The sequence below is a fragment of the Testudinibacter sp. 'clade 2' genome, from assembly GCF_006227735.1.
Classification (GTDB): Bacteria; Pseudomonadota; Gammaproteobacteria; order Enterobacterales; family Pasteurellaceae; genus Chelonobacter.
In genome coordinates, this window is the sequence record NZ_VDHB01000107.1 from 1 (window position 1) to 15,756 (window position 15,756).

Sequence of the window (15,756 nt, forward strand, 5' to 3'; positions counted from 1 at the left end):
ATTATCAAATAATTGCGCTGCAAGATATCTGGAAAAGGGTGAACTTCGGTTCGCCCTTTTTGCTATTTGCCGCCTGATAAAAGAGAACCATTTTATGTTACCGATTAATCTGTTTTATGGCCTGCTAATTCTATTAATTTTGCTGCCACTCATTATTTTCCGTTTTAGCCGTTATAAAAATTCCTTGAAAATAAATCGTTATTTGGCATTGGGCTTGGTGACATTGGCTGCTTTGCTGTGGGGAGCAGTAAATCAATTAGTGATTGTGCGTGATGACAATCAGTTTCAGGAGTATGCGTTGTTTTTTCCGCAGCAATATCAGTTGGCAAACCAACAACAACTTGCAGTGCCCTATCAATTTGGTTGGCGCAAAGCCGTTGTTGTTAATGACGGTCAGCTGCCGTTGATTTATGAAACCGTGAAATATGGTAGTTCGGATACTGAAGTGCAGATAATCGGTGTGTTGCCTTATGCGTTGTTAAAAAATTTGCCGGAGCCGATCAGTTATCGTTTTACCCAACCGCCCAGTGCGGTGCGTTTAACTTTTATCGGTTCAGATTTAAGGGGCTGGATACATCGCTGAAAAGATTAATGAATAAAACCGCACTTTTAGCAGATTATAAGGCAAAGTGCGGTTTTTAATTCCTGTTAGAACAAGCCGTTAAGCATTCAAAATCTGTTTGATTTCGGCAATACTCAGGTGGAATTGGCGTGGGCATTTATGCCATACATCGAGCATTTTGCTGTATTTGTCCCACATCGGGGTTTGTGCATCACAGCCGTTCGGGCATTGAATCAAATCTCGGTATTTTTTATCATTATCGGCAATAAATCCAAGATAATTCAGGTATTTTTTCTCACGAATCGCACAGTAACCCAAGAATTTTAAGCGGTGAGCGGTTAAATCTTCTTTATGATGCAAATTGTTGTAGGAAACTTGCAATGCTTGATACATCTCTAAAGTGTTGATTACTGCTTTACACTCTTCTTCACTTATCTCACTGAAATCTTTATATAATTCTTTCAGATCCAGCTTATAACCGCCTTTAATGATATTTTGATTACGTTTATATTTTCCGGCATTGTCTTTGTCGAGCAGTGCCATCAATTCATACTGATTGATTAGAATCAGGCGTTGTGTGAGTGTCAGTTCCATAGCATATTCCTTTATTCAATAAATGATTAATCGATTTCTTTGAGTTCGTCTTCTGATAAGGTTTCTTTAATTTCGCTACCTTGCTTACCGTCGTTGACTTTAAATTCCAGATTTTGAAAATAAGCTTCACGCACCGTGAGATAGCTGTCTTGCGATTGTGCCAGAATAGGGTCTTGGCTGAGTAAATTGGCACGACGATCCACGGCTTGTACGCTAAATTTTAATACCGACCAAGGACCTAATAATGACAGCGCCGGATAGGTATGGTCAACCAATCTGCCCAAATCTTGGCGCGGGGTAGCCGGACCATATAGCGGCACCATCACATAAGCCCCTGTGCCGACACCATAGCTGCCTAGCATGTCACCGAATGAACGAGAACCCGCAGGGCGCAAGCCTTCGCTGGCACTGGCGATATCCATCATACCGGCTAAACCGAAGACAGAATTAATCCAGAAGCGGTTGAAATGCACCATCGCTTTACTAAATTCACCTTCCAATAAACGGTTTACAAAGCTTGCCGGTTCATCCAAATTGTTGGCAACATTGACAAGTGCGGTTTTAGCCGGCTGCGGCACATATTCTTTCCAGCCTGTAGCAATAGGTTTTAGCAAATAGGGGTCGGCAACGTTATAGTTGAAATCCCACATGGTGCGGTTAAAACCTTCCAACGGATCTTGGCGTTGTCCGGTGGTTTCGTCGATACTTGAGCAGGCACCGATGGTTGTGGCTAATATCAGTGGCAGCCAAAATTTAATCGAATTAGATTTTTTCATATTGCGGTTCCATTGCAAAAAGAGTGGTTTTATTTTAGCAAGTTTAGGGGTAAAGAACAGCTTTTATTCGTTTCGCTAAGCGGGTAAATAGCAATAAAATTGAATTTTTATTCATTTTATTGCATATTTTTTCATTTGGTATATAGTTTAAAAATTATTTGTCTTGAATTGCGCGTTTTGCTCCATTACAATAATTTGCTCAATTTTGCTACATTTCAAATACCTTTTATACAGCAGGAGCAATGAGTAATGCATCGGGCTACAGCGCCAGTGTTTATCTAAAATTGAATATAAAATGATTATTCCGGGAGAGATTCATGTCTGAACCAGCCATTTTAGTCTTAGCTGACGGCTCTGTTTTCCACGGCACTTCGATTGGTTATCAAGGCCATACCATCGGCGAAGTGGTTTTTAATACCTCAATGACGGGCTATCAAGAAATTTTAACCGACCCGTCCTACACCAAACAAATTGTCACCCTCACCTATCCACATATCGGCAACACCGGCGTCAATCAAGAAGACTGTGAAGCGGATAAAGTCTATGTTTCCGGCTTGGTGATCCGCGACTTACCACTGATTCACAGTAATTTCCGTAGTGAGCAAAATTTATCAGAGTATTTAGTCGACAATAAAATCGTGGCGATTGCCGATATTGATACCCGTCGTTTAACCCGTTTGCTGCGTGATAAAGGTGCGCAAGCCGGCTGCATTATGGCGGGGGAAATTGACGAAGCCAAAGCGCTGGAACTGGCGCAAAGTTTCGGCAGTATGGCAGGTAAGGATTTGGCGCAAGAAGTGACTTGTGACAAGGTTTATCGTTGGGAGCAAGGCGAATGGAAATTGGGTCAGGGCTTCAGCCATAAAGACGCCGGACGCTATCATGTGGTGGCCTACGATTTTGGTGTGAAACACAATATTCTGCGTATGCTTGCCGAACGTGGCTGCCAAATCACCGTTGTGCCGGCAAAAACTAGCGCACAAGAGGTGTTGGCACTGAATCCGGACGGTATTTTCTTATCAAACGGCCCCGGCGACCCGCAACCGTGCGATTATGCGGTGAATGCGATTCAACAATTATTGCAAAGTAAAAAACCGATTTTTGGTATCTGCTTGGGACACCAATTGCTCGGTTTGGCGGTGGGCGGTAAAACCAAAAAAATGGCCTTCGGACATCACGGCGCCAACCACCCGGTGCAAAATTTAGCAACCGAACAAGTGTATATCACCAGCCAAAATCACGGTTTTGAAGTGGATGAAGCCAGTTTGCCGGATTATGTCAAGGTGACGCACCGCTCTTTGTTCGACAATTCGGTGCAGGGCATCGAGCTGACAACCCAATCGGCGTTTTCGTTCCAAGGACACCCAGAAGCCAGCCCGGGACCGCATGATATTGCCGAACTGTTTGACAAATTTGTGCATGAAATGGAAGTGGTGCGCCACACCCATACGCCGCAGGTTGTGGTTTAAACAGGAATATACCCATGAAAAGCTATGCTTATCAGTTGGTTAATGTGTTTGCCGAGCAACATTTTGACGGCAACCCGTTGGCGGTGTTCCCGCAAGCGGACGGACTGAATGAGCAGCAAATGCAACGGATTGCCCGTCAATTTAATTTATCGGAAACGGTATTTGTACAACGCAGCGATAGGCAAAGTGCGGTCAGAAAGCTGAAAATTTTCACCCCTGAGTACGAAATGCCGTTTGCCGGACACCCGACCATCGGCGCGGCATTTGTGTTACACCGGCAGTTGGGGTTGTCTGACAATTATCAGTTACAAACCGAAGCGGGTTTGGTCAGCCTGCACCATCAAACCGACACGATCACCTTTGCCTTAAACAACGGCGCACAGGTGCGACATTCGGGATTGAGCAAAGCCGATTGCGCCCAGATGTTGGGCTTGCAACTGCGTGATATTGCCGCAGAACCGGTTTGGGTGAACACCGGCACAGAGCAACTGTTGTTACAACTGACTTCAGTGCAAGCGGTGGCAAATTGCCGCATCAATACCGCACTTTTGCTGCAAAAAGCCGTATCACAAAGTGGAGAAGCGCAGCTCTATGTGTGGTTTGAACAGCATAATCAAGTCAAAGTGCGGTTGTTCTTCTCCGCCCACGGTGAAGTGCACGAAGATCCGGGCACAGGCTCTGCCGCTGCCAACTTAGGCGGTTGGGCGCTTCACAGCCAACGCACGCCGTTAAGTTGGCAGATCATGCAAGGAGATGAAATCGGCAGAGCAAACCGCCTCAGCTTAACGGTGGACGAGCAACAGATGATTTATGTCGGCGGCAAGGTAATCCCCGTGGGACAAGGCGAATTTTGGATTCCTGAAGATTAACGAAAATATTAGCAAGAGAAAAAACTATGCCAAAACGTACCGATATAGATATGTCTAATGGCACTTATATCAATGATATTAAATATATTCTTGCAACGGCTCGTCAGCAGACTTATATCGCCATTAATTCAGCAATGGTCGATGCCTATTGGCAAATCGGTAAACGGATCGTGCAAGAAGAACAGCGTGGACAAGCACGTGCAGATTATGGCAAAGAAGTGATTAAGCAAGTTTCCCAAGTGCTGAGCCAAGAGTTTGGTAGAGGATTTGGGGAGCGAAATATTCGTAATTTTCGCCAATTCTATTTGATGTTTTCGGATTTAGATATTTGGAAATCAGTGATTTCCAAATTAACGTGGACTCATATTCAGCGGGTATTAAAAATTCAGAATGAGCAAGCCAGACGTTATTATTTAATTGAAGCCGCTGAAAACCATTGGTCGGTCAGAGTGTTAGATCGAAACATTTCAACGCTTTACTATGAACGTTTACTTGCTAGTGTAGATAAAGAACCCGTGCATACGGAAATGCAACAGAAAAGTGCGGTGTTACAACCCTACGATTTTATTAAAAACCCGACCGTTTTAGAATTTCTTCAATTACCGACGCATTATAGCTATACCGAAGCGGAACTGGAAAAGGCATTGATCGATAATTTACAACAGTTTATGTTAGAGCTTGGTAAAGGGTTTGCGTTTGTCGCGCGACAACAGCATATTCGGACAGAAAATAGCGATTTTTTTATTGACTTGGTTTTTTATAATTATCTGATTAAGTGTTTTGTTATTGTAGAGTTAAAAACCGATAAGCTGACACACCAAGATATTGGGCAATTAGATATGTATGTCCGAATGTACGACGATTTAAAAAAACAACAAAATGATAACCCAACAATCGGATTATTGCTTTGCACTGAAACGGATAGCATTGTGGCGAAATATTCAGTCTTAAAAGATAACGCTCAACTTTTTGCTAGTAAATATATCCCTTATTTACCTACAGAAGATGAATTGGTCCGCGAAATTGAACAACAAAAATTACTGTTTGAATTACAACATTAGAGAATGCAGGTTTAAGTGGCAATTTTAAACAACGGTTAAATTTACCATTAAGCGTTTTCAAAAACAGATTTAAAACAAAGAGAGAGAACTATGCCAAAACGTACAGACATAAACACGATTTTGATTATTGGCGCAGGTCCGATTGTGATCGGGCAGGCGTGTGAATTTGATTATTCAGGAGCGCAGGCGTGTAAGGCGTTGCGAGAGGAAGGCTATAAAGTAGTGTTGGTGAATTCCAATCCAGCAACGATTATGACCGATCCAAATATGGCGGATGTCACTTATATTGAGCCGATCACGTGGCAAACGGTGGAGAAAATCATTGCCAAAGAGCGTCCGGACGCAATTCTGCCGACTATGGGCGGGCAGACCGCACTTAACTGTGCCTTGGATCTCTCAAAACATGGCGTGTTGGCGAAATATAATGTCGAGTTGATTGGCGCAAAAGAAGACGCGATTGATAAAGCGGAAGACCGCGGACGTTTTAAAGATGCGATGACAAAAATCGGCTTGAGCACGCCAAAATCCTTTGTCTGCCACACGCTTGAAGAAGCGTGGAAAGCGCAGGCGGAAGTCGGTTTCCCGACCTTGATTCGCCCGTCGTTTACTATGGGCGGCTCCGGTGGCGGGATTGCCTATAATAAAGATGAATTTAATGCAATTTGCGAACGCGGTTTTGATGCCTCGCCAACCCACGAGCTGTTGATTGAGCAGTCGGTATTGGGCTGGAAAGAGTATGAAATGGAAGTGGTGCGTGACCAAGCGGACAACTGCATTATCATCTGTTCGATTGAAAACTTCGACCCGATGGGCGTGCATACCGGCGATTCGATCACCGTTGCCCCGGCGCAAACCCTGACCGACAAAGAGTATCAAATTATGCGTAACGCCTCGTTGGCGGTGTTGCGTGAAATTGGTGTGGATACCGGCGGTTCAAACGTCCAATTTGCGATCAACCCTGAAAACGGCGAGATGATCGTGATTGAAATGAACCCGCGCGTCAGTCGCTCTTCGGCGCTGGCTTCAAAAGCAACGGGCTTCCCGATTGCCAAGGTGGCGGCGAAACTGGCGGTCGGTTACACCTTAAACGAACTGCGCAACGACATCACCGGCGGTTTGATTCCGGCGTCATTCGAACCGTCGATTGACTATGTGGTGACCAAAGTCCCTCGTTTTGCCTTTGAAAAATTCCCGAAAGCGGACAATCGTTTAACCACTCAAATGAAATCGGTGGGTGAGGTGATGGCGATGGGCAGAACGTTCCAAGAATCGTTGCAAAAAGCCCTGCGTGGTTTGGAAACCGGTATTTGTGGTTTCAATTTGAAAACCGAAGATATGGAAAAATTACGCACCGAGATTTCCAATCCGGGCCCGGAACGGATTCTGTACGTTGCCGATGCGTTCGGCATAGGCTGGAGTTTGGAAGAGGTGTATCACTATTCCAAAATCGATCCGTGGTTCTTGGTGCAAATTCGTGATTTGGTGCAAGAGGAGTTGGCGTTAGAAAAGAAAACGCTGGCAGATTTGGATTACACCGAACTGCGCCGTTTAAAACGCAAAGGCTTTGCCGACCGCCGTATCGCCCAGTTAGTGAAAAGCACTGAAAGTGCGGTGCGCGAGTTACGCCATCAGCTCAATCTGCATCCGGTGTATAAACGGGTCGATACCTGTGCTGCCGAGTTTGCTTCCGATACCGCCTACCTATACTCCTGCTATGAGGAAGAGTGCGAAGCCAACCCGAGTGACCGTAAAAAAATCATGATTTTAGGTGGCGGTCCGAACCGAATCGGGCAAGGGATTGAATTTGATTACTGCTGCGTGCATGCTGCGCTGGCTTTGCGGGAGTCCGGTTTTGAAACCATTATGGTCAACTGTAATCCGGAAACGGTCTCCACCGATTTTGATACTTCCGACCGCCTCTATTTCGAGCCGCTGACCTTGGAAGAAGTGTTGGAAATTATCCATGTGGAAAAACCGTATGGCGTCATTGTGCACTACGGCGGACAAACCCCATTGAAATTGGCGAATGCCTTGCACGAAAATGGGGTGCATATCATTGGTACGTCGGCGGACAGCATTGATGCTGCTGAAGATCGCGAACGTTTCCAAAAAGTACTACATAAATTAAACCTGAAACAGCCGCCGAACCGTACTGCGCGTAACAGTGAGGAAGCGCTAACCTTGGCAAATGAAGTCGGTTATCCGTTGGTGGTGCGTCCGTCGTATGTGTTGGGCGGACGGGCGATGCAAATTGTGTATAACGATGAAGAACTGCAAACCTATATGCGTGAAGCGGTGCGGGTTTCCGACGACAGCCCGATTCTGCTCGACCACTTCTTGAATGATGCGATTGAAGTGGATGTGGATTGTATCTGCGACGGCGAAGAGGTGGTGATTGGCGGCATCATGCAGCACATTGAGCAAGCCGGGATTCACAGCGGTGATTCGGCCTGTTCGCTGCCACCGTATTCGTTGAGTGTCGACATTCAAGACGAAATCCGTCGCCAAACGGCAGCAATGGCGTTTGAATTGAAAGTGGTCGGCTTGATGAACGTCCAGTTTGCGGTGCAAAACGGCACTATTTATGTGCTGGAAGTCAACCCACGCGCCTCGCGTACTGTGCCGTTTGTCAGCAAAGCCACCGGTGTGCCGTTGGCGAAAATTGCCGCACGGGTGATGGCGGGCATCAGCCTGAAGCAGCAAGGAATCAGCAAAGAAGTGATCCCGACTCTGTATTCGGTCAAAGAAGCGGTGTTCCCGTTCATCAAATTCCCAGGCGTAGACAGCATTCTAGGCCCTGAAATGCGCTCGACCGGTGAAGTGATGGGCGTGGGTAAAACCTTCTCGGAAGCTTTCCTGAAAGCACAAATCGGCGCCGGTGAACGCTTGCCGAAACTGGGTAAAATCTTCCTATCGGTCGAGAATGCCGACAAACCGAAACTGGTTGAAATCGCCAAACGCCTGCAAGACTTGGGCTACGGACTATGTTCGACGTTGGGCACAGCAAGATTTTTACGCGAACACGGCATCGGTGTGCAAATCGTGAATAAAGTGCGGGAAGGACGACCGCATATCGTCGATGCGATCAAAAACGGCGAAATCGCCATGGTGATCAACACCGTCGGCAGCATGCCGGAATCGGTCTCCGACAGCCACTCGATCCGCAGCAGCTCGCTGCAACAACGGATTCCGGTGTACACCACCATCGCCGGCGCTGCCGCAATCAGCCAAGGTCTGAACAGCATTAATGAGACTGAAGTTTATCGTTTGCAAGAGATGAATTAGTTGATTTGAAATAGAAAGAGCGGTTTATGATAAAGATCAAAACCGCTCTTTTTAATTTAGCAACTACAACACTTGCCGTTGCAGCTGTCCAATAATTTGTGGGTTTTCCAAGGTGGAGACATCTTGGGTGATGACCTCGTTTTTGGCAATCGAACGCAGTAAGCGGCGCATAATTTTACCTGAGCGGGTTTTCGGTAAGTTTTCGGCAAAGCGGATATCTTCCGGACGGGCGATTTTGCCGATCTCTTTTGAGACCCACTGTTTCAGCTGTTCCGCCAAATCGCGCGCTTCTTGTCCTTCCGGAAGTGCGGTATTCAGCACGACAAACGCTACCACAGCCTCACCTTTGATTTCATCCGGTCTGCCGACCACGGCTGCTTCGGCAACTTGCGGATTAGCCACCAACGCTGATTCGATTTCCATCGTGCCTAAGCGGTGTCCGGATACGTTCAGCACATCATCGGTGCGACCCAAAATCCAGAAGTAGCCGTCTTCGTCGCGGTGTGCCGAGTCGCCGGCGACATAGTATTTTCCGCCCAATTCCGCTGGGAAATAGGTGGCTTGGTAGCGTTTGTCGTCATTCCAAATTGTGCGTAGCATCGACGGGAATGGGCGCTTAATCACCAAGAGCCCGCCGCTTTGTCCCGTGACTTTTTGTCCATTTTCATCGACTACATCCGCCATAATGCCCGGTAACGGCAAGGTACAAGAGCCCGGTTTCATTGAGTTGATGCCCGGCAGTGGTGACAACATAATCGAGCCGGTTTCGGTCTGCCACCAGGTGTCGACAATCGGACAGCGCTCTTTGCCGATGACCTCATACAACCACATCCATGCGGATGGGTTGATCGGTTCACCGACGCTGCCGAGCAAGCGCAATGAAGAGAGATCATATTTATTCGGAATCCAGTCGCCAACCCGGGTTAAAGAGCGGATCAAGGTCGGGGAGGTATAAAACACATTGATTTTATGCCGCTGAATTATCCGCCAAATCCGGCCGGGATCAGGATAGCTCGGTACACCTTCATAAATCACCTGTGTCGCGCCATTTGCCAATGGGCCATAACAGACATAGGAGTGTCCGGTGATCCAACCCACATCAGCGGTGCACCAATAAACATCATTCGGTTTGTTATCAAAGACGTTACGGAAGGTGTTGATCGCCCCCAGCAAATAGCCGGCGCTGCTGTGGACAATGCCTTTCGGTTTGCCGGTGGAGCCTGAGGTGTACAGAATAAACAGCGGATCTTCAGAATTCATCCACTCCGGTTCGCAAAACTCCGGCTGATGTTTCGATAATTCGTGCCACCACAAATCGCGCCCGTTGCGCCAAGCGGTGTCAATATTCAAGCGGTAATACACCACCACATTTTCTACGGTCGGACAGCCCATATCCAATGCTTCGTCAACAGTCTCTTTCAATGGAATAATCTTGCCACCGCGTAGCCCGCCGTTGGCAGTGATCACCAATTTAGCGCCGGCATCTTCGATCCGATCGCGCAACGCACCGGCGGAAAAGCCACCGAATACCACGGAATGCACCGCCCCGATTCGAGCACAGGCTTGCATCGCAATCACGGCCTCGACCAGCATCGGCATATAGATGACCACTCGGTCGCCTTTGCCGATGCCCAATTCACGCAGCGCATTGCCAAAACGGCATACTCGATTATGCAATTGGGCATAGCTAAAGCTGCTGACCTGTCCGAAGTCGGATTCAAAGATAAGTGCGGTTTTGTTGCCTTTGTCAGGCAGATGGCGATCCAAACAGTTGTAGGATACATTCAGCTTGCCGTCGGGGAACCACTTATAAAATGGGGCGTTGCTGTCGTCAAAAATCGTCATAAACGGCTTTTTCCAACTGATCAAATCACGTGCTAAATCTGCCCAATACTGTAGATAATCCTTATCGGCAAATTCCCACAGATTTTGGTAATCCTCCAATTGCCCGATATTGGCAGCTTGTCGGAAATCATCACTTGGCTTAAAAATACGGTTTTCTTTTAATACGGAATCAAAGTGTTGCATAATCGGCGTTCCTCTTAACGATGTCGCAGGGAATGTTACAGGAAGCGAAAGAAAGCAAACGATCGCTGAAATTAAAAACGGACGGTATTACCCTATATGAAGTTAAAAAAATGAGCAATAGTTGTTAATGATTTGTTTCAAGAGGTGGATCACAAAATAGAAGAATTTATGGGAGAGTGAGCGAGAAAATGATACTTCGCTCACAAATTGATCGGCATGGCGAACCAGCTATCGCCATGCCACATGGGGATTATACGATGCCGAGGCTGGCCAAGCCGATAACCGTAATCAAAGAGATAGTCGGAATCACGAGTGATACCATGGCAATATCAAAGTAGCTTTGGCGGTGGCTCATGCCGGTAATCACTAATAACGTTAAAACGGCTCCGTTATGCGGCAAGGTATCCAGCCCGCCAGAGGCAATGGAAGCAACACGATGGAAATGTTCGATATTTAACCCCTGAGCCATTGCCAATTCATAATACTTTTGCCCCAAACTTTCCAGGGCAATCCCCATGCCGCCGCTGGCGGAACCGGTTGCTCCGGCAAGTGCGGTGACAGATACCGCTTCGGAAATCAGAGGCGAACCTTTGATATTCAACAGAAAATCAGATAGCGCTGCAAATCCGGGAACGGCTTTCACAACGGAACCAAAGCCAACGGCTGCCGAGGTGTTGACAATCGCCAGCACCGAGCCGTTTGCCCCTTCGTTGATGGCTTTAATGAAATGTTTATACTGTGCGGCACTCAGGACTAAAATCAGGATAATCCCGATAAGCAACGCAATTATTATTGATAACTTGACTACGTTTAGTGCGACAACAACAGAAATTAGCGGCAACATAGAGAGCCAAAAATTGGGTCCACTATTTTTTATTGAGTTAACGACTGTTTTTGTCTGGTCTGATGATGCTTTTGCTAAATTCTCTTCATCTTCGGTTCGGACAGTTTGTGTGGATTCTGGTTCAATAAAGACTAATCCTTTGCTACGAAGTGCGGTTTCACGATAAACCAGCCAATAGTATCCTAGTACTGCCATAATCAGTGCCGATACGATGCCCATTAACGGTGCAGCGGCAGGCGTGGTATGGAAATAGTGGGTCGGGATTAAATTTTGAATTTGCGGCGTACCGGGAATGGCGGTCATGGTGTAGGTGAATGCGCCCAACGCAATGGTACCCGGCAAAAGTTGGCGAGAGATATTGGCTTGGCGGAACAGCGCAACGCCGAGTGGATAAACGGCAAAAACAACCACAAACAGGCTGACGCCACCATAGGTAAGAATCGAACAGGCGACAACCACAGCCAAAATCGCGCGTTTTGCTCCCAGCCATTTGCTAATGGTGTGCGCAATGGCGTTTGCCATTGAAGTGACTTCCATCAATTTGCCAAAGATTGCGCCCAGCATAAAGATGGGAAACCAGGTTTTGGCAAAACCGACGAAACCACTCATGTAATCACCGGTATAAGCCGTTAATAAGTCTAATCCGCCAAATAATGCGACAACACCAGCGGCTATTGGGGCGACCCAAATAATCGACCAGCCCCAAAAAGCCAATACAATGATGATCGTTAGACCAAGCAGGATTCCTAACATATTCATTCTCCTGTCTATCAATACAGAAATAAAATTATCGCTCGAGAAAAGCCGATGTCGTTCCAGAAATCGGCTTTGGTCAGCTTACGTTGATTATTGTGCAGTATAACCGGCATCAATCACTAGGTTTGTGCCGGTGATATGTTTGGCGCAAGGGCTGGAGGCAAACAGAACCAAGCTGGCAATATCGTCGATATCAATTAATGTTTTTTGCGGAATCAGCGGATACAACACTTCTTCCAACACATTTTCCAGACTGACGTTGCGGGTTTTGGCTAAATCTTTCATTTGATTCAGCACCAACGGCGTTTCGATATACCCCGGACAAATCGCATTAACGGTAACGCCGTCTTTGGCACACTCGAGCGCAGCGACTCGTGTGATTCCGATGATCCCGTGCTTAGCGGCGTTATAGGCTACTTTACCGGCAAAACCGACTAAACCGTTGATGGACGATACGTTGATAATGCGTCCGAATTTTTGCGCTTTCATAATCGGCAGGCAGTGCTTAATCGTAAGAAAAGAGGCACGCAACATAATTTGGATCATCAAATCGAATTTTTCGGTCGGGAAATCCTCTATTGATGCGACGTGCTGAATACCGGCATTATTAACAAAAATATCCAGTCTACCGAAATGCTTATGCGCAGTTGAAATTAAGTTTTCAATCTCAGCTTCTTTCGTGACATCTGTTTTTACCGCCAACAGATTTGGATGATTTAACTCTTGCAGCCGTGCAGCCAATGCTTCTTCATTCACATCACTAATGACCACTTTCGCACCGTTTGCCAAAAATTTTTTTGCCATATGCAAACCGATACCACTGGCAGAACCCGTAATGACAGCAACTTTTCCATTTACATCAATCATTTTTAACCTCAACTTGTTATTATTAATCAGATTATTACCGATAAAAGAGAAAACTAGAGACGCTCAACCACCATTGAAATCCCTTGCCCTCCGCCAATACATAATGTTGCCAAGCCTAATTTGGCTTGTTTTGCCTGCATGCCGTACAACAATGTCACTAAAATACGTGCGCCGCTGGCACCAATCGGGTGCCCTAGTGCAATGGCGCCGCCGTGGATATTGGTTTTCTCCAGATCAAAGTGTAATGTTTTCCCTACGCCTAAAAATTGAGCGGCAAAGGCTTCGTTGGCTTCGACCAGATCAATCTCTGCCAACGTCAGATTGGCTTTTTGCAGGGCAGCTTGTGTTGCTTGTACCGGTCCTAATCCCATCAAGGCAGGATCATTACCTACGCTGGCATAACTGCGGATGCGGGCTAGCGGCTGCAACCCTAATTCAGCGGCTTTGCTTTCACTCATGAGCAACAAGGCGGCGGCACCGTCGTTAAGGCCTGAAGCATTGCCGGCTGTCACGCTGCCTTCTTTTTTAAATGCGGGTTTCAATGCGGCAAGTTGTTCAAGGGTTGTGTCGAATTTAGGGTGTTCGTCACGATTGAACACCTTCTCACCCTTACGTGTTTTTACGCTTACCGGAATAATTTCTGCATCGAACACACCGGCTTGAACCGCCTGTGAAGCCAGTGTTTGCGAACGTAAGGCAAATTCATCTTGCTGCTGACGAGTAATGCCATAATGTTCGGCGATATTTTCTGCGGTGATCCCCATGTGATAATGGTTAATCGCACAAGTTAAGCCGTCTTCAATCATGCTATCCTGCAAGGTTAAATTGCCCATTCTGGCGCCCAACCGCACTTTGCTGCTCAGCAGATAAGGCGCTTGGCTCATATTTTCCATACCGCCGACCACCACAATATCGGCATCACCGCTACGAATAGCCTGCGCTCCTAATACCACGCTTTTTAAGCCTGAGCCGCACACTTTATTAATCGTGAGCGAGGGGGCTTGCTGATGAATACCTGCTTTTAAAGCGGCTTGCCGTGCCGGGTTCTGCCCCAGACCGGCTTGCAGCACATTGCCCATAATCACTTCATCAACTTGATCGGCAGCAACATTTGCCCGCTGTAACACTTCTTTGATCACCAAAGCGCCGAGATCAACCGCACTTACGCTAGCAAGGGCGCCGTTAAAACTACCAATCGGTGTTCTGACGGCGCTGACAATGACAATATTTTCCATATTGAGTTCCTTTTTGTTCTGTTGATTATGCTCAATGGCACAAATTAATGATTAATCACCATCTGTTTAAAATCGTCCGCCACAACAAATTCGGCGTCGGTTTTGGCTTTAATGGTTGCCAAATCTACGTTAGGTGCGTGTTCTTGTAAGGTTAATTTGCCGTCAATAAAGCTAAACACCGCCAATTCGGTCACGACCATATGCACTTTATTTTTTGCTGTTAAAGGCAGGGTGCATTTTTTGAGAATTTTTGAAGAACCCGATTTGGCACAATGCTCCATGCCGATGATGACTTTACGCGAGCCGGTGACGAGATCCATTGCGCCGCCCATGCCCGGTACCATTTTTCCCGGCACCATCCAATTGGCAAGATTGGCTTCCTGATCAACTTCCAAGCCACCCAATACGCAGGCATCAACATGTCCGCCGCGGATAAGGGCAAAAGAAAACCCGCTATCAAAAAACGCCCCGTCAGCCTTAATTGAACAAGGCTGCCCGCCGGCATTCACGATATTGGGGTTGGCATTTTCCGGATCATATGCGGTTAAGCCCAAGAAACCATTTTCTGACTGCAAGGTGATGTTCACATCCGCAGGCAGATAATTGGCCACCATCGTTGGCAAGCCGATTCCCAAATTGACGACATCACCGTCTTTTAATTCCATTGCAATACGGCGTGCAATTAATTCTTTTGTATTCATAAATCGTTCCTCTTTTTTAGACTAAAGTGCGGTTTTTATCACGATATAATCGACTAAGGTTGCAGGTGTCATCACTTGATTCGGGTCTAAACTGCCGACTTCAACCAGATGATCGGTTTCGACAATCACGGTTTTCGCTGCCAATGCCATCAACGGATTGAAATTTCGGGCGGAGCCGTCATAGATTAAATTTCCGGCAGTATCGGCGGTATGGGCTTTAATCAATGCCAAATCGGCTTTCAGCGGCAGTTCCAATAAATAATCGACGTGATCAATTTGTATTTTTTGTTTCCCCTCTTCCACCACAGTGCCAACGCCGGTCGGGGTTAAAATCCCGCCTAAACCGGCACCACCGGCGCGGATACGCTCGGCAAATGTCCCTTGCGGCACAAGTTCAACTTCAATTTCACCGGCAATCATTTTTTTGCCGGTTTCAGGATTTGTGCCAATGTGGGAGGCAATCACTTTTTTGACACGGTTATTCACAATCAACGGACCAACGCCGGTATCAACTAATGCCGTGTCACTGCTGATTAAAGTGATGTCTTTCGTTCCAGCATCTAGAATGGCTTGCACCAAGGTTTCTGCTGCACCGATGCCCATAAAGCCGCCAGACATGATCGTCATGCCGTCAAACAGGTGGGGGTGGATCTCAGCAAGAGGGATAACTTTTGACATAATGATTCTCCAAATGACATATATTAAATAA

General features: G+C 46.8%; 13 protein-coding genes. 5 read left to right on the forward strand and 8 right to left on the reverse strand.

Annotated features, from left to right (window positions below):
* Positions 1-94: 94 nt before the first annotated feature.
* Positions 95-583 (forward strand): hypothetical protein, encoded by a 489-nt coding sequence (locus tag FHQ30_RS08880; protein ID WP_139611486.1) that lies wholly within the window; start codon positions 95-97, stop codon positions 581-583.
* Positions 584-661: 78 nt separating this feature from the next.
* Here FHQ30_RS08880 and FHQ30_RS08885 read toward each other — a convergent pair whose 3' ends face one another.
* Entirely contained in the window at positions 662-1,156 is a 495-nt protein-coding gene (locus FHQ30_RS08885; RefSeq protein WP_139611487.1) for a YfbU family protein, read from the reverse strand.
* A 26-nt stretch (positions 1,157-1,182) separates the two neighbouring features.
* Positions 1,183-1,932, reverse strand: coding sequence for an MlaA family lipoprotein (locus FHQ30_RS08890; protein WP_139611488.1), 750 nt, complete (start codon positions 1,930-1,932; stop codon positions 1,183-1,185).
* 317 nt (positions 1,933-2,249) lie between these two features.
* Between FHQ30_RS08890 and carA the strand changes: the two genes are divergently transcribed.
* The 4 genes from carA to carB all read left to right on the forward strand — a co-directional run bounded on the left by carA (position 2,250) and on the right by carB (position 8,616).
* Positions 2,250-3,401 carry a glutamine-hydrolyzing carbamoyl-phosphate synthase small subunit gene (gene carA / locus FHQ30_RS08895; protein ID WP_139611489.1) on the forward strand — a complete coding sequence of 384 codons (1,152 nt, stop codon included), beginning with the start codon at positions 2,250-2,252 and terminating at the stop codon, positions 3,399-3,401.
* Positions 3,402-3,415: 14 nt separating this feature from the next.
* Complete coding sequence (locus FHQ30_RS08900; protein ID WP_139611490.1) at positions 3,416-4,270, forward strand: PhzF family phenazine biosynthesis protein; 855 nt, start codon at positions 3,416-3,418, stop codon at positions 4,268-4,270.
* Between the two features lie 26 nt (positions 4,271-4,296).
* Positions 4,297-5,331: a PDDEXK nuclease domain-containing protein gene (locus tag FHQ30_RS08905; protein ID WP_139611491.1), complete on the forward strand. Its 1,035-nt coding sequence runs from the start codon at positions 4,297-4,299 to the stop codon at positions 5,329-5,331.
* A gap of 90 nt (positions 5,332-5,421) precedes the next feature.
* Positions 5,422-8,616, forward strand: coding sequence for a carbamoyl-phosphate synthase large subunit (gene carB, locus FHQ30_RS08910; RefSeq protein WP_139611492.1), 3,195 nt, complete (start codon positions 5,422-5,424; stop codon positions 8,614-8,616).
* Between the two features lie 63 nt (positions 8,617-8,679).
* Here the strand turns inward: carB and acs are convergent, their stop codons facing one another.
* The 6 genes from acs to atoD all read right to left on the reverse strand — a co-directional run bounded on the left by acs (position 8,680) and on the right by atoD (position 15,725).
* Positions 8,680-10,644 carry an acetate--CoA ligase gene (gene acs, locus FHQ30_RS08915; protein ID WP_139611493.1) on the reverse strand — a complete coding sequence of 655 codons (1,965 nt, stop codon included), beginning with the start codon at positions 10,642-10,644 and terminating at the stop codon, positions 8,680-8,682.
* Between the two features lie 250 nt (positions 10,645-10,894).
* Positions 10,895-12,241: a GntP family permease gene (locus FHQ30_RS08920; protein WP_139611494.1), complete on the reverse strand. Its 1,347-nt coding sequence runs from the start codon at positions 12,239-12,241 to the stop codon at positions 10,895-10,897.
* A gap of 93 nt (positions 12,242-12,334) precedes the next feature.
* Positions 12,335-13,111, reverse strand: a complete 777-nt coding sequence (locus FHQ30_RS08925; protein WP_132965890.1) for a 3-hydroxybutyrate dehydrogenase — start codon at positions 13,109-13,111, stop codon at positions 12,335-12,337.
* A gap of 53 nt (positions 13,112-13,164) precedes the next feature.
* Complete coding sequence (locus tag FHQ30_RS08930; RefSeq protein ID WP_139611495.1) at positions 13,165-14,346, reverse strand: acetyl-CoA C-acetyltransferase; 1,182 nt, start codon at positions 14,344-14,346, stop codon at positions 13,165-13,167.
* A 44-nt stretch (positions 14,347-14,390) separates the two neighbouring features.
* Positions 14,391-15,047, reverse strand: a complete 657-nt coding sequence (locus FHQ30_RS08935; protein ID WP_139611496.1) for a 3-oxoacid CoA-transferase subunit B — start codon at positions 15,045-15,047, stop codon at positions 14,391-14,393.
* Positions 15,048-15,068: 21 nt separating this feature from the next.
* Complete coding sequence (atoD, locus tag FHQ30_RS08940) at positions 15,069-15,725, reverse strand: acetate CoA-transferase subunit alpha (RefSeq protein ID WP_139611497.1); 657 nt, start codon at positions 15,723-15,725, stop codon at positions 15,069-15,071.
* Positions 15,726-15,756: the final 31 nt, after the last annotated feature.

Excerpts from the sequence above, each read along its gene's own strand:
- FHQ30_RS08880 (WP_139611486.1), top strand. The coding sequence starts at position 95 with ATGTTACCGATTAATCTGTTTTATGGCCTGCTAATTCTATTAATTTTG.
- FHQ30_RS08885 (WP_139611487.1), bottom strand. The coding sequence starts at position 1,156 with ATGGAACTGACACTCACACAACGCCTGATTCTAATCAATCAGTATGAA.
- FHQ30_RS08890 (WP_139611488.1), bottom strand. The coding sequence starts at position 1,932 with ATGAAAAAATCTAATTCGATTAAATTTTGGCTGCCACTGATATTAGCC.
- carA (WP_139611489.1), top strand. The coding sequence starts at position 2,250 with ATGTCTGAACCAGCCATTTTAGTCTTAGCTGACGGCTCTGTTTTCCAC.
- FHQ30_RS08900 (WP_139611490.1), top strand. The coding sequence starts at position 3,416 with ATGAAAAGCTATGCTTATCAGTTGGTTAATGTGTTTGCCGAGCAACAT.
- FHQ30_RS08905 (WP_139611491.1), top strand. The coding sequence starts at position 4,297 with ATGCCAAAACGTACCGATATAGATATGTCTAATGGCACTTATATCAAT.
- carB (WP_139611492.1), top strand. The coding sequence starts at position 5,422 with ATGCCAAAACGTACAGACATAAACACGATTTTGATTATTGGCGCAGGT.
- acs (WP_139611493.1), bottom strand. The coding sequence starts at position 10,644 with ATGCAACACTTTGATTCCGTATTAAAAGAAAACCGTATTTTTAAGCCA.
- FHQ30_RS08920 (WP_139611494.1), bottom strand. The coding sequence starts at position 12,241 with ATGTTAGGAATCCTGCTTGGTCTAACGATCATCATTGTATTGGCTTTT.
- FHQ30_RS08925 (WP_132965890.1), bottom strand. The coding sequence starts at position 13,111 with ATGATTGATGTAAATGGAAAAGTTGCTGTCATTACGGGTTCTGCCAGT.
- FHQ30_RS08930 (WP_139611495.1), bottom strand. The coding sequence starts at position 14,346 with ATGGAAAATATTGTCATTGTCAGCGCCGTCAGAACACCGATTGGTAGT.
- FHQ30_RS08935 (WP_139611496.1), bottom strand. The coding sequence starts at position 15,047 with ATGAATACAAAAGAATTAATTGCACGCCGTATTGCAATGGAATTAAAA.
- atoD (WP_139611497.1), bottom strand. The coding sequence starts at position 15,725 with ATGTCAAAAGTTATCCCTCTTGCTGAGATCCACCCCCACCTGTTTGAC.